This window comes from Acinetobacter sp. Marseille-Q1623 (assembly GCF_902809895.1).
In the GTDB taxonomy this organism is placed as follows: domain Bacteria; phylum Pseudomonadota; class Gammaproteobacteria; order Pseudomonadales; family Moraxellaceae; genus Acinetobacter; species Acinetobacter piscicola_A.
Map to the genome: position 1 here is coordinate 425,403 of NZ_CADDWG010000002.1, position 13,730 is coordinate 439,132.

Annotated in this window: 13 protein-coding genes and 1 tRNA gene; 8 read left to right on the top strand and 6 right to left on the bottom strand. The window is 38.3% G+C overall.

From position 1 onward, the window contains the following. Nucleotides 1–4 precede the first annotated feature (4 nt). The 4 genes from ftsL to HUV91_RS14695 form a co-directional block, all read right to left on the bottom strand. Nucleotides 5–337, bottom strand: a complete 333-nt coding sequence (gene ftsL / locus HUV91_RS14680) for a cell division protein FtsL (RefSeq protein WP_130072284.1) — start codon at nt 335–337, stop codon at nt 5–7. Continuing rightward, nucleotides 334–1,260, bottom strand: coding sequence for a 16S rRNA (cytosine(1402)-N(4))-methyltransferase RsmH (gene rsmH / locus HUV91_RS14685; protein ID WP_130072285.1), 927 nt, complete (start codon nt 1,258–1,260; stop codon nt 334–336). The genes ftsL and rsmH overlap by 4 nt, the downstream gene beginning before the upstream one ends. Before the next feature lie 325 nt (nt 1,261–1,585). Continuing rightward, on the bottom strand, nt 1,586–2,602 hold the full coding sequence (locus HUV91_RS14690) for a sulfate ABC transporter substrate-binding protein (protein ID WP_130072286.1): 1,017 nt from the start codon (nt 2,600–2,602) through the stop codon (nt 1,586–1,588). A gap of 243 nt (nt 2,603–2,845) precedes the next feature. After that, nucleotides 2,846–3,841 carry a sulfate ABC transporter substrate-binding protein gene (locus HUV91_RS14695; RefSeq protein WP_174493886.1) on the bottom strand — a complete coding sequence of 332 codons (996 nt, stop codon included), beginning with the start codon at nt 3,839–3,841 and terminating at the stop codon, nt 2,846–2,848. A 372-nt stretch (nt 3,842–4,213) separates the two neighbouring features. Between HUV91_RS14695 and HUV91_RS14700 the strand changes: the two genes are divergently transcribed. From HUV91_RS14700 to HUV91_RS14715, 4 genes are all read left to right on the top strand, one after another. Continuing rightward, entirely contained in the window at nt 4,214–4,519 is a 306-nt protein-coding gene (locus HUV91_RS14700) for a DUF4179 domain-containing protein (RefSeq protein ID WP_130072287.1), read from the top strand. 140 nt (nt 4,520–4,659) lie between these two features. Continuing rightward, nucleotides 4,660–6,168 (top strand): glutamate--tRNA ligase, encoded by a 1,509-nt coding sequence (gene gltX, locus HUV91_RS14705; protein WP_174493887.1) that lies wholly within the window; start codon nt 4,660–4,662, stop codon nt 6,166–6,168. 91 nt (nt 6,169–6,259) lie between these two features. Beyond that, a tRNA-Glu gene (locus HUV91_RS14710) sits at nt 6,260–6,335 on the top strand. 108 nt (nt 6,336–6,443) lie between these two features. Next, nucleotides 6,444–6,788 carry a hypothetical protein gene (locus tag HUV91_RS14715; RefSeq protein ID WP_174493888.1) on the top strand — a complete coding sequence of 115 codons (345 nt, stop codon included), beginning with the start codon at nt 6,444–6,446 and terminating at the stop codon, nt 6,786–6,788. A 32-nt stretch (nt 6,789–6,820) separates the two neighbouring features. Here the strand turns inward: HUV91_RS14715 and HUV91_RS14720 are convergent, their stop codons facing one another. Then, nucleotides 6,821–7,777, bottom strand: a complete 957-nt coding sequence (locus HUV91_RS14720) for a cation diffusion facilitator family transporter (RefSeq protein WP_174493889.1) — start codon at nt 7,775–7,777, stop codon at nt 6,821–6,823. A 499-nt stretch (nt 7,778–8,276) separates the two neighbouring features. Here HUV91_RS14720 and HUV91_RS14725 point away from each other — a divergent pair, with 499 nt between their 5' ends. Continuing rightward, nucleotides 8,277–8,618 (top strand): tetratricopeptide repeat protein, encoded by a 342-nt coding sequence (locus tag HUV91_RS14725; protein WP_174493890.1) that lies wholly within the window; start codon nt 8,277–8,279, stop codon nt 8,616–8,618. Between the two features lie 186 nt (nt 8,619–8,804). After that, complete coding sequence (locus HUV91_RS14730) at nt 8,805–9,215, top strand: tetratricopeptide repeat protein (protein ID WP_165353027.1); 411 nt, start codon at nt 8,805–8,807, stop codon at nt 9,213–9,215. 90 nt (nt 9,216–9,305) lie between these two features. Here the strand turns inward: HUV91_RS14730 and ettA are convergent, their stop codons facing one another. After that, a complete protein-coding gene (gene ettA, locus HUV91_RS14735) occupies nt 9,306–10,967 on the bottom strand; it encodes an energy-dependent translational throttle protein EttA (protein WP_130072292.1) in 1,662 nt (553 codons plus the stop codon). Nucleotides 10,968–11,309: 342 nt separating this feature from the next. Here ettA and HUV91_RS14740 point away from each other — a divergent pair, with 342 nt between their 5' ends. Continuing rightward, the gene (locus HUV91_RS14740) at nt 11,310–12,587 is read left to right on the top strand and encodes an O-acetylhomoserine aminocarboxypropyltransferase/cysteine synthase family protein (RefSeq protein WP_130072293.1); all 1,278 of its coding nucleotides are present in this window, start codon (nt 11,310–11,312) and stop codon (nt 12,585–12,587) included. A gap of 249 nt (nt 12,588–12,836) precedes the next feature. Next, a complete protein-coding gene (locus tag HUV91_RS14745; RefSeq protein ID WP_174493891.1) occupies nt 12,837–13,724 on the top strand; it encodes an SDR family NAD(P)-dependent oxidoreductase in 888 nt (295 codons plus the stop codon). Nucleotides 13,725–13,730: the final 6 nt, after the last annotated feature.

The window sequence follows — 13,730 nt, forward strand, 5'->3', positions numbered from 1 at the left end:
GTGCCTATTTTTTTTGCTCAGTTTCAGACGGTAATGAAATCACAACGGTTTGCGCTGCGGGTGGAGAATACATACGAAGTTGCGTCACTGCACGTGTACCAATCTGTGCAGTTGCACCAAAAGTTTGTTGTTCAATCAACAAACGTCCCCACTCTGCATTAATGGTTTCTCTTTCCCGCATATAGCTATTCAATTCGCGGAAATCATGACGATAAGCAAAAACTTGCAGCACCACCATAAAGGCACTACCTAGTACCAATACTAACAAAAAAGCGTAATACACTACTTTTTTTATTGCTTGTCGATTTGTCCGCTCTTCTATAATTTCTTCTTTCATTCTGCGCCTTTAGGTTCTAAGCGTTCTGCGACACGAAGCCAAGCACTCCGTGAACGTGGATTTTCTTTCACTTCTGCTTCACTTGCACGTACACGATCAATTTTTTTCAAACGACGTGTATCGCTGACTTTTTGTGGTAATCCCCAACCATTATCTTCTGCTAAGGTCGATTCTTTTTGTATGAATTGTTTAATAATTCGATCTTCTAAAGAATGAAAACTAATAACAGCTAAACGCCCATGTGCTTTTAGGACCTCTACCGCTTGAGGCAAAAATGTATGCACATCATCTAATTCTTTATTAATTTCAATACGAATCGCCTGAAAAGTACGGGTTGCAGCATGTTTATTTTTTTCCCATTTCGGATGTGCAACTTTTACAATTTCCGCCAATTGTGCTGTGGTTTCAATATAACCTGCTTGTTTAATAGCTTTGGCAATGCGGCGACTATAACGCTCTTCGCCATACTGAAAAATCACATTTGCCAAATGTTCCTCATCCACCTCAACCAACCATTCAGCCGCAGTTTGACCTTGCGAATTGTCCATTCGCATATCTAAAGGGCCATCTTTCATAAAGCTAAAACCACGCTCTGCTTGATCTAGCTGAGGTGAAGACACGCCTAAATCTGCCATCACACCATCAACTTGTTCAATACCACGCTGATTCAATTCTTGTTGTAAGTCCGCAAAACTGGCGTGAATAATTTTAAAACGTGAATCTTCTTGCTCAAGTTCAGCTCCCACCGCCAAAGCTTGAGGATCTTTATCAAAGGCAAAAACTTGTGATTTTTCATCTAATTTAGACAGTAATAATCGGGTATGACCGCCACGTCCAAAAGTCCCATCAATATAAATTCCTGTATCTCGGTCAGCAAGGAGCGCATCAACAGTTTCATGTAGCAATACAGAAATATGGGACATAAGTTTAGGTTCAATTCAGTCAGAAAATGTAACTGCACATTATTACCTTGTTTTTGCAAAGCTCCAAACGTCTTTTTGTAGGAAAATATTACTTTCGATGGGGAAAACCGTTTATTTAAGTAAAAGTAGAGTTGTTTTCAGACTTTTGAGAAATGACTATATGTAAATGAGTACCTCAGTCATGCACATGCCATATCTTCAATCTACGGGTACAAATAATAAGGTCTAAACCTTAAAGAGCATTTAGGCTCTATTGCTCATCATGCTACACAATAAAAAAAGCCAATCTTATTTGATTGGCTTTCGGATACTAGGACACAAAAAATTAACGTTTGTCATTATAAATTTGATCAAACACACCGCCATTTACAAAGTGGGTTTGTTGCGCTTTAGGCCAACCACCAAAGACTTCATCAATCGTGAACGTTTTTAAAGCAGGGAATTGTTTTGCATACTTCGCTAAAATTTTCTCATTCCGTGGACGATAGAAATGACGTGCTGCCATGTCTTGACCTAATGGAGAATACAAATAGTTAATATAGCCTGTTGCTAACCATTTATTCCCGTTTTTCGCCACGGTCTTATCTACAATCGCAACAGAAGGCTCAGTCAAAATCGACATTGATGGATAAACAATATCAAACTTATTACCCAACGTTTTTTTACTGATCATGGCTTCATTTTCCCAAGTCAGTAAAACATCCCCAATGCCACGCTCAGCAAAAGTCGTCATAGATGCACGTGCCGCAGGGTCCATTACCTTGACATTATGGTACATTTTTGAAACAAAATCACGTGCCTTAGCATCATTACCACCTGGCTGTTTCAGTGCATAACCCCATGCAGATAAATAGATCCAACGGGGTAAACCACCTGTTTTTGGATTAGGGGTAATGATCTGTACACCTGGTTTAGTCAAGTCTGTCCAATCTTTAATATGTTTTGGATTGCCTTTACGCACCATAAAAACAATCGTTGAAGTATAAGGCGCAGAGTTATACGGAAATTCTTTCTGCCAACCTTTATCAATCTGACCTGATTTTACAATTTCTTCAATATCATTCGCCAAAGCAAGTGTGACCACATCACCTTTTAAACCGTCCACAACTGAACGTGCTTGCTTGCCCGAACCACCATGCGATTGTTTAAAATTTACGGTATGCCCTGTACGATTCTTCCAATATGTGCCAAACGATTGATTAAATTCATCGTAGAACTCACGCGTTGCATCATAAGAAACATTTAAAAATTGACGATCAGCAGCTTGCGCTACATTTGAAGTCACCGCTACACCTGCTGCAAGCAATGCAACATGTAGCCATGTTTTCACTTGAATTTTCATGACATTTCAGCACTAAAATCTTGAATTGTGCTAAATATATGAAATAAGCAGATAAACCGCAATTTAATAATTTTCTTGTGGGTCTCAAAACCATATCAAAATAAATCGTTAATTATTTGTTTCTCCTTATAAAAACAGGAAAACAATCTACTTATTTATATTTTATAGATTTTTTAGCATTGCTTATACAAAAAAGAGAATATGAAATTCTCTTTTTGCTACAGAGATGCAAATCATTCTGTTTTATTTTTCAGCGGAAATTTGGTCATAGATCGCCCCATTCACAAAATGAGTTTGCTGTGCTTTTGCCCAACCACCAAATACATCATTAATGGTAAATAATTTAATTTTTGGAAATTTAGCAGCATATTTAGCAGCAGCTTTAGCATCACGAGGGCGGAAATGATATTTAGCTGCCAACTCCTGCCCTTGAGGAGAATACAAATAATTTAAATAACCTTTCGCTAAATTGCGATTACCATCTTTATCCACATTTTTATCAACAATTGCCACCGAAGGCTCAGCTAAAATTGAGATAGATGGATAAATAATTTGATACTTGTCTTTATCAGGACCTGAAGTTGCCAAGATTGCTTCATTTTCCCAAGACAACAGCACATCCCCTATGCCACGTTCAGCAAAAGTAGTTAATGAACCTCGCGCCCCTGAATCTAATACTTTGACGTTTTTATACAGCTTTTTAACCAACTCACGTGCCTTAGCATCATTCCCACCAGGTTGTTTGAGTGCATACCCCCACGCAGAGAGATAAATCCAACGTGGTGCTCCCCCTGTTTTCGGATTTGGTGTGACGATTTCAACACCTGGTTTGATTAAATCGTTCCAATCTTTAATGTTCTTAGGATTACCTTTACGTACCAAAAAAACTACTGTTGAAGTATAAGGTGCCGAATTATTTGGAAATTCTTTTTGCCAATCTTTTTGTATCAGACCCGCTTTCACAATTTCATCAATGTCATTTGCCAAAGCCAGCGTCACTACATCAGCTTGCAAGCCATCAATCACAGAACGTGCTTGTTTACCGGATCCCCCATGCGACTGTTTAAAATCAATATCCTGCCCTGTTTTCGACTTCCAATACTGTCCAAAATTTTTATTGTATTCTTGGTAAAACTCTCGTGTAGGATCATAAGACACATTTAAAAACTCTCTTGCCGCATATGTTGCGCTATTGAGTCCTAATAAACCCAAAAGACTAACCCATATCATTTTTTTCATTGCAATTCACACTTATTTCTTATATTAAAAACACATTATTTGTTATTTTTTTATTTTACAATCAAATGCTTATAATTTTTAATCAAGCTTATATCTACATTTTAGATATCATTTAAATATAGATACTTATCTCAAAATATGTATTTTGATTATTTTAATGAAAATGTATACTTCTTCACAATAACTACACATTTCTTTGCTAATAATATGCCGCTCTTACAATTAGACGCATTTTTTGGCACACACTGTCAAAAAAAGTCAATTTTGTAAAAATATGTGACACTATTGTACATATTGTGACTATTTTTGGTTAAAATACCGTCATAAGATGAGTTTCTTAGACAAAAATAATATCCTTGGTGGGGGAATACAATGAAATCACGTACTGTTCAATTATTTGTGCTTGGCTTAACCTTAGGTTTAGGTCTAGAAGCAGCGCAAGCTGCTGCGATTGCAAACAACCAAAATACAACAGCATTTCAAGTGATCACAGACAAAAAATCACCGATTGAAAAAGCCTTAAGTCAGCAAAAACGTGAAGGTAAACTACTTTTAAATCAAGATGATATTAAAGTTTTTACGTCTTTAAAAACACCTGCATCACAAAACTTTCTAGCAGAACAGCACCAACGTTTTTCTCGTTTTGTACAAGCAATTTTTCAACCGCATAACTCTTAATTTTAACTCCTTTAGACTGTTCTAAATCCTCATTCCCCCAAGAATGAACACGCCCTATCGTTTATTGGTGAATTAACCCTTAAGCAATAGGGCTTTTTCGTTATAATAGTGCCAATTTACATTCTGAATAATAGTTGATTATGACCGTTCGTACCCGTATTGCTCCGTCTCCAACAGGCTTTCCTCATGTAGGTACAGCTTATATTGCGTTATTTAACCTGTGTTTTGCTAAACAACATGGTGGTGAATTTATTCTACGCATCGAAGACACTGACCAATTACGTTCTACCCCTGAATCTGAACAAATGATTTTAGACTCATTGCGTTGGTTAGGTTTAAATTGGTCGGAAGGTCCAGATGTGGGTGGTCCACATGCACCCTATCGCCAATCTGAGCGTATGGGCATCTATAAACAATATGCACTTGATTTAGTTGAAAAGGGTCATGCTTTCTACTGTTTTGCAACCCCAGAAGAACTTGATCAAATGCGTGCAGAACAGCAAGCACGTGGTGAAAGTCCGCGTTATGACGGACGTGGTTTATTACTTTCAGAAGAAGAAGTACAACGCCGTTTAGCAGCAGGTGAAGCACATGTCATTCGTATGAAAGTGCCAACCGAAGGCATTTGTAAATTTAACGATATGCTACGTGGTGAAGTTGAAATTCCATGGGCGCAAGTCGACATGCAAATTTTACTAAAAACAGATGGTTTACCAACTTACCACTTAGCCAATGTCGTGGATGACCACTTGATGGAAATCACGCATGTCATTCGTGGTGAAGAATGGATTCCTTCTGCACCTAAGCATCAATTATTGTATCAATATTTTGGCTGGGAGATGCCTGTACTCTGCCATATGCCGTTGTTACGTAATCCTGATAAATCAAAATTATCTAAACGTAAAAACCCAACATCAATTAATTACTATAAAAATATTGGTGTGCTACCTGAAGCCCTATTGAACTATTTAGGTCGTATGGGTTGGTCAATGCCTGATGAGCGTGAAAAATTCACTTTGGCTGAAATGATCGAACACTTTGACATTCAACGTGTATCTTTGGGTGGACCAATCTTTGATGTGGAAAAACTCAATTGGTTAAATGGTCAATGGATCAAAGGTCTCAGCCCTTCTGAACTGCTAGATACATTATTGGCATGGAAATCTGACCGTCAAACTTTAGAAGATATTGCTGCTGCTATTCAACCACGCATCAATTTATTGTCTGAAGCAGTTAATTGGGCAGGTTTTTATTTCAACCAATTCCCAAACATTACCAAAGAACAATTTGAAAGCAAAAAATTGACGGAAGAACAAGTTCGTCAAAGCTTACAATTTGCCATTTGGCGTTTAGAGAACATGTTTACATGGAACAATGACACGGTTAGCCAAACCCTCATGGATTTGGCAAATCAGATGGAAATCAAACTACGTGACTTTATGCCAACCTTCTTTATTGCCATTGCAGGTTCAACCTCTTCAACCCCTGTCATGCAGTCTATGGTCACCATTGGTCCAGATTTAACCTTTGCCCGTTTACGTCATGCGCTTGAAATTGTCGGCGGTCCGAGCAAAAAAGAAACAAAAGCGTGGGAAAAACTCAATGAAAGCTTAAAATTGCCGAAAAATGATGCAGTTGATGAAGCTTAATGAATTTTTTAGTTGACGCATGGGCGTTATACCCCTAATATAGCGCCCATACAGCGAGATGGTTGAAAAACTTAATCCTGTTACCTCATAAGTTCCTATCGTCTAGAGGCCTAGGACATCGCCCTTTCACGGCGGTAACCGGGGTTCGAATCCCCGTAGGAACGCCAAATTCGAAAAAGCCACTGACATATTCAGTGGCTTTTTTATTGCCAAAAATTTTTTATTTTGATCACAATCCGCTAAAATCAAATCAGAAAATATTATGTGGAGTCGCAATGCAATACCGTTGCCCAAAATGCCAAAGTTCTAAAATTCTTCCTGTTGCTAACGGTGATACTGCAGCAGTTCGCCCTGTGGTACCCAAAAGCTTGGTTATCCTCATTCCTGCCGTATTTGTGCTATTACTTTTAGTGATCATTAGTATTGCAATGTGGATCTTTGGTGATGGTGCTGGACAAACTTTACAAATTGCAACTGTAGTGGCTTTCCTGATCTGTGTCATTACAGGTGTATTTTTTTGGCGTGATCTACCTGACTTTAAAATTTCAATGCAATCTTTTATGAATGCCAATAAACATTGGAAATGCCGTGAATGCAACCATGAATGGCATATTCAATAATTAAAAAGAGATCAAGCCACACTCATATTCATTTAATGTGAATGTGAGTGTTTAGATCCCTCATCATCACGATGTGTATCTGGTTTTGCATGCTCATGAGTAAGCGCCACACATTCGTTATCTTCAATTTGCAACGTCATTTCAGTGATCCCGTATTCATGACTCAGCAGCTCTAAAGCTTGTTGATATAATGCATTACGATCCGCTGTTGGAGCCAATAAATGCACAGTTAAATGTACATTTTTGGAGCTAATCGCCCATACTTTCAATTGATGGATACTCTCCACCCCCTGCAGAGATAATAAGTCTTGGCGTAATTTCTCAATATCAATTTCTTCAGGCACACCTTCCAATAAAATATTGATACTTTGTTTGAGTAAAGTCCAAGCACGTGGTAAAACCCAAAACCCGATCAATACCGCGATCAAGGTATCCACCCATACCCATCCAGTAAAATAGATCAGCGCTGCCCCAATAATTACACCAATAGAACCAAGCGCATCACTCAATACCTCCAAATAGGCCCCTTTTACATTAAGGCTATCTTTGGCACTCGACATTAAAATCTTCATTGAAATGAGATTAATCACCAAGCCAATCACAGCAACAATCAACATTCCTAAACTTTGAATTTCTGGCGGCTGACTAAAACGTTGATATGCCTCATAGAGAATATAAATCGCTACCATGAACAACATAGAAGCATTGAACAATGCAGCTAAAATTTCAAAACGCTGATAACCAAAAGTGCGCTTATCATCTGCAGGCAGTTTTCCAACTCGAATCGCAACCAATGCGATCGCTAAGGCAGCAGCATCTGTAAACATATGGGCCGCATCTGACAACAATGCCAAACTCTGTGTTAAAAAGCCTGCAATGACTTCGACAACCAAAAATAGCGTCGTAAGAATAAGCGCAATCGTGAGTTTTTTTGCATTTTGCTCTGTCACAACCGCATGACTGTGGTCATGCCCATGATGATCACTCATTCCACTACCTCAGCCTATAAAAGCAACGATTTTTTGATTGTAACGTCTCAATATGAAAAAAACAGTACTTTAAACGCTTAAAGCATATTCACTTATTCACGTTTCTATTCACATTTTTCAAAACGCGCTCATAAATATCTAAATCATTAATTTTACAAAAATTTACTCTATAATAAATTTCAATAACACACAAAATAAATCATAAGTATTTATAAATTAAAAATATATAAACAAATAAATTAAATAAAACATCCCTCATATTTTTGTACATTCACTCAACACCAACAGATAAAAATTTAATTTATTTTAAAAATAAATGATTCTTCAAAGAATTTACAGATCGTTCGTTCTTTTATATATAAACTCATACATTCATATATTGACAAATTACAATTTATTATTTGAAAAAATTAAAAAAAACGCTACATTATTGATATCTACTTTAGATTCAAAGGTAGTAATGACAAAACTTTGTTAATGGATTAGCAAGGAGGTTTATATGTTAGTACATATTTTTAAACGCTTTTTAGGAAGCACTTCATCGCACTCAATGACTGAGATCAACATAAACGATGAAGCTCTACTCAATGGACGACCATCATCTATCTGTTCAATAGAAAATCATGACACTCGCAACATCATGTGGGGCTATCTACGTGCTGCTTTACGCGGTGATCAAGAAGCACAATATCAAATGGGCTTAAACTATCTCAATGGACATTTAGGTTTAGATCGTAGCTATATTCATGCAGAGAAGTGGCTAGAACAAGCTGCTCATCAAGGACATCCTTTTGCAAAGGAAGAACTGAAAAAAGCATATAATCAATTGGCATTTTCATAATTATCTTGACCTAAACCAATTTATTTTGAACATTTACTAAGAATTTTTTAAGTTTAGAGCGACACAATGATAATCATGTAACCTCATAAGTTTCTTGAAAACTTGTGAGAACCTACTAGAAAAAGCAAAAGGGTGTTTTTTTGCTTTTTCTTTATCAGTAACTTATTGTCTTGCGAGCACAATAAAATGGATTTTAATCAATTACAGCGTTATATAAAAAAATCTATTATCTCTTACTTTTCAACAAGTCTTGTGCTACATCGCCATTTGTTTTCTGAATCCCTGCGCAGTTATCAACGTGCCCAACATTTTGAACATTTATCTGTAAATAGCTTTTCATCGCTACCCTATACACTGACAGAGGAAAATCCGAATAGCCATCAACGCAATGCGATTTGGTATTTTTTAAATGCTGCATTACAAGGTTATAGTACCGCCCAGTTCAAATTGGGTATGCTGTATCTCAATGGTCAATTGGGGTTAGAACCCAATCTAGAAAAAGCAGAAATGTGGTTAAATTTAGCTGCAAATCAAGGACATATTGAAGCATCAAATGAGCTTAGCAAGCTTTATTACTTAATCAAAATAAATGCTTAAGATTGATCAATTCAATACTTTGGACTTTAAATAATACAGCATAATAAAAAACCAGCATTAAAGCTGGTTTTTTATGTTCAACATGGTGATTTATACACCAATTTTACGATATTTTTGACGCTTAGTTACAAGGTCATCGCCATCACGTTTACGACGGTATTCTTCAAATTCAGCATAGTTACCTGTGAAGAATTCTGGTGTTTCACCTTCGAATGACAAGATGTGTGTTGCAATACGGTCTAAGAACCAACGGTCATGCGAGATCACCATCACTGTACCTGGGAATACCAAAATTGCATCCTCAAGCGCACGTAAAGTTTCGATGTCCAAGTCGTTTGACGGTTCATCGAGTAAAATCACGTTTGCACCCATTTGCAGGATTTTTGCAAGTTGTAAACGGTTACGCTCACCACCTGACAATTGACCTACACGTTTTTGCTGATCTTGCCCTTTAAAGTTAAAGCGACCGATATACGCACGTGATGCAATTTCATATTCACCGATCCGTAAGATGTCTAAACCGCCAGAAACTTCTTCCCAAACCGTTTTGTTGTCATCAAGCGTGTCACGAATCTGACCCACGTAAGCCACTTTAACTGACTCACCTAGCACTACAGTACCTGTGTCAGGTTGTTGCTCACCTGTCATCATGCGGAATAGTGTAGTTTTACCCGCACCGTTTTCACCCACAATACCCACAATCGCAGCAGGTGGAACAACAAAGGATAAATCTTTATAAAGAGTACGATCACCAAACGATTTGCTAATGCCTTCCACTTCTACAACCTTGTTACCTAGGCGTGGACCAGGTGGAATGTAGATTTCAGAAGTTTCATTACGCTGTTGGAACTCACGTGAGTTAAGCTCTTCAAAACGCTCCATACGCGCTTTGTTTTTCTTTTGCTGACCTTTGGCATTTGAACGAACCCATTCAAGTTCTTTTTTCAATGCTTTAGCAAAAGATTCTTCTTGCTTATTCTCTTGCTCTAAACGTGCATTTTTCTGCTCTAACCAAGAAGAATAGTTCCCTTGGTATGGAATACCCATACCACGGTCAAGTTCAAGAATCCACTCAGCCACGTTGTCCAAGAAGTAACGGTCATGCGTAATCGCCACGATCGTACCTGGGAAGTCTTTCAAGAAACGTTCTAACCATGCAACAGATGATGCATCCAAATGGTTCGTCGGTTCATCAAGAAGCAACATGTCTGGTTTAGACAACAGCAAACGGCACAGTGCAACACGACGGCGCTCACCACCAGATAACTTAGATACGTCTGCATCCCAAGCTGGAAGGTTTAACGCAGCAGCAGCTTGGTCCATTTGGTTGACAATATTATGAGCATCCCAAGCATGGATAATCGCTTCCAACTTCTCTTGCTCTTTTGCAAGCGCATCGAAGTCAGCATCTTCAGCCGCATATTCAGCAAATACTTCGTCAAGACGCGCCAAAGCATCCAATGGTTCACGTAAACCATCTTCAACGTTACCACGCACGTCTTTAGTTTCGTCTAATGGTGGTTCTTGCTCTAAATAACCAATTTTAATACCTGGCTGTGCACGTGCTTCACCTGAGAAATCTTTATCTACGCCCGCCATAATACGAAGCAAGGTAGATTTACCTGCACCGTTTAAACCAAGCACACCAATTTTTGCGCCTGGAAAGAATGATAAAGAGATGTCTTTTAAGATTTCGCGTTTCGGCGGAACCATCTTCGACACACGGTTCATCGTGTAAATGTATTGGGCCACGTAGGACTCCTCAATAGAAAACCAAATGGTGGAGTTCGCATTTTTCCTAAAAAATCAGGATGATTGCTAACTCCATGCTCAATGAGCAAAAAAATAATCGCTGCATTATACGATGAAAGTCCCTAAAACATAAGGTATGTCACCCATCTTGTATAGAATGTTACAACAATTTTTCTGTTTAATTTTAAATCAAAGCCTAACAGCATGAATGCTTTTCAGTATTCAATGAAAAACAATCATCTATATGAAATTTTTAGATAAATATTCATTATATTTGCGCTTTATTTCATATCAATAAATGCTAAACTGATTTCATATTTAACTCACGAAGATGACGTAACTATGACGTATAAGGATGAAACGCTCGCGATTCATGCAGGTTATACACCTGAAGCGACCACTAAAGCTGTGGCTGTACCTATTTATCAAACCACTTCTTATGCTTTTGATGACACCCAACATGGCGCAGATTTATTTGACCTTAAAGTTCAGGGCAATATCTACACACGGATCATGAACCCAACCACTGCCGTTTTAGAGCAACGTCTTGCTGCACTTGAAGGGGGAATTGGGGCTTTGGCATTGGCTTCGGGTATGTCCGCCATTACTTATTCTATTCAAACCATCGCTGAAGCGGGTGACAATATTGTTTCTGTTTCAACGCTTTATGGTGGAACGTATAACCTATTTGCACACACCCTTCCAAAGCAAGGCATCGAAGTTCGTTTCTTCGATTATCAAAAACCTGAAAGTTTGCATGATCTGATTGATGACAAAACTAAATTGGTTTTTGTAGAGTCGATTGGTAACCCGCTTGGGAATATCATTGATCTTGAAGCGATTTCAAAAATTGCCCATGAATATGGCGTACCCGTGATTGTAGATAACACAGTTGCGACACCTGCCCTACTCAAACCCTTTGAACATGGTGCAGACATCGTTGTACACTCATTAACCAAATATATTGGTGGTCATGGTAACTCTATCGGTGGCGCGATTGTGGACAGCGGTAAATTCCCGTGGGGTAAATATCCTGAACGCTTTAAAGTGCTCAATACGCCTGATCCAAGTTATCACGGTGTGAACTACGTAGAAGCTTTAGGTGAGGCGGCGTATATTGCACGTGCCCGTGTTGTACCATTACGCAATACCGGTGCTGCGATCAGTCCTCTAAGCGTTTTCCTGATTCTTCAAGGTTTAGAAACATTAAACTTGCGTATGGAACGTCATACTGAAAATGCACAAAAAGTGGCTGAATATTTACAAGCACATTCAAAAGTGAAATGGGTCAATTACGCAGGTTTAAAAGACCATCCACAACATGCTTTGGCACAAAAATATGTCAAAGGTAAACCCTCTGCTATTTTATCTTTTGGTGTGCAAGATGGCCGTGAAGGTGGAACTCGCTTCATTGATGCATTACAACTTTTCACTCGCTTGGTGAATATCGGTGATGCGAAAAGTTTGGCGTGCCACCCTGCAACAACAACCCATCGCCAGCTCAATGAAGATGAACTCAAAGCTGCGGGCGTCAGCATTGATATGGTCCGCTTATCTGTGGGTATTGAGCATATTGATGATTTAATTGCCGATTTAGCACAAGCACTCGACAAAGTATAATTTTTAAACACTTAAAAGACCTGAACTCAGGTCTTTTTTGCTTTTTAGACGCAATCCATGTATGTTGATCATTCTATTATGAAAATTCAAAAAATAGAGCTTTTACTCTAAAAATTACTTTATATTCATATATTTATTTATAGCGTTTTCATTATTTTCCGTTAAACTTGCCGCTTATAGAGTCTCGTTTTTCATGATGATTCACACACCTCTGTTTCATGGCATATTTTATTTACAGGGAAAATAAATATGAACAAAAAACTAGAACAACTTTTCCAACAAAAAGTACAGGATAAAGTCGTTTTAATCACAGGCGCATCGAGTGGTATTGGTTTAACCGTTGCACATAAACTTGCAGATGCAGGTGCACATGTTCTTTTGGTCTCACGCACCGAAGAAACACTAAAAAAAGTGCAAGCAGACATTCAAGCCAAGGGCGGAAAAGCAGATATTTTCCCATGTGATTTGAATGATATGGATGCCATTGATGTCGTATCCAAACAGATTATCTCATCTGTCGATCATATTGATATTTTGATCAACAATGCAGGGCGTTCGATTCGCCGTGCAGTACATGAGTCCATTGATCGTTTTCACGACTTTGAACGCACTATGCAGTTAAATTATTTTGGTGCAGTACGTTTAGTGCTCAATATTTTACCGCAAATGATGCATCGTAAAAATGGTCAGATTATCAATATCAGTTCGATTGGCGTATTGGCAAATGCCACTCGCTTCTCAGCATATGTTGCATCAAAAGCAGCATTGGATGCGTTTAGCCGCTGTCTATCTGCCGAAGTGCATTCACATAAGATTGCGATTACCTCGGTCTACATGCCACTTGTGCGTACACCAATGATTGCACCGACCAAAATTTATAAATATGTGCCGACCCTTTCGCCTGAACAAGCCGCAGATTTGATTGCTTATGCAATCGTGAAGCGTCCGAAAAAAGTGGCAACTCATCTTGGACGTCTGGCATCAATTACTTACTCGATTGCACCTGAGATTAATAACAAACTGATGTCGATTGGTTTTAATTTATTCCCAAGCTCAAGTGCTTCTGTTGGGAAGAAGGAAAAATTAAATCTCATCCAAAAAGCGTATGCACGTTTATTCCCTGGTGAGCATTGGTAATCTTGA

Coding starts and splice junctions, on each gene's coding strand:
- HUV91_RS14725 (WP_174493890.1), top strand. CDS start 8,277: ATGTTAGTACATATTTTTAAACGCTTTTTAGGAAGCACTTCATCGCAC.
- HUV91_RS14740 (WP_130072293.1), top strand. CDS start 11,310: ATGACGTATAAGGATGAAACGCTCGCGATTCATGCAGGTTATACACCT.
- gltX (WP_174493887.1), top strand. CDS start 4,660: ATGACCGTTCGTACCCGTATTGCTCCGTCTCCAACAGGCTTTCCTCAT.
- HUV91_RS14730 (WP_165353027.1), top strand. CDS start 8,805: ATGGATTTTAATCAATTACAGCGTTATATAAAAAAATCTATTATCTCT.
- rsmH (WP_130072285.1), bottom strand. CDS start 1,260: ATGTCCCATATTTCTGTATTGCTACATGAAACTGTTGATGCGCTCCTT.
- HUV91_RS14715 (WP_174493888.1), top strand. CDS start 6,444: ATGCAATACCGTTGCCCAAAATGCCAAAGTTCTAAAATTCTTCCTGTT.
- HUV91_RS14700 (WP_130072287.1), top strand. CDS start 4,214: ATGAAATCACGTACTGTTCAATTATTTGTGCTTGGCTTAACCTTAGGT.
- ftsL (WP_130072284.1), bottom strand. CDS start 337: ATGAAAGAAGAAATTATAGAAGAGCGGACAAATCGACAAGCAATAAAA.
- HUV91_RS14720 (WP_174493889.1), bottom strand. CDS start 7,777: ATGAGTGATCATCATGGGCATGACCACAGTCATGCGGTTGTGACAGAG.
- HUV91_RS14745 (WP_174493891.1), top strand. CDS start 12,837: ATGAACAAAAAACTAGAACAACTTTTCCAACAAAAAGTACAGGATAAA.
- HUV91_RS14690 (WP_130072286.1), bottom strand. CDS start 2,602: ATGAAAATTCAAGTGAAAACATGGCTACATGTTGCATTGCTTGCAGCA.
- HUV91_RS14695 (WP_174493886.1), bottom strand. CDS start 3,841: ATGAAAAAAATGATATGGGTTAGTCTTTTGGGTTTATTAGGACTCAAT.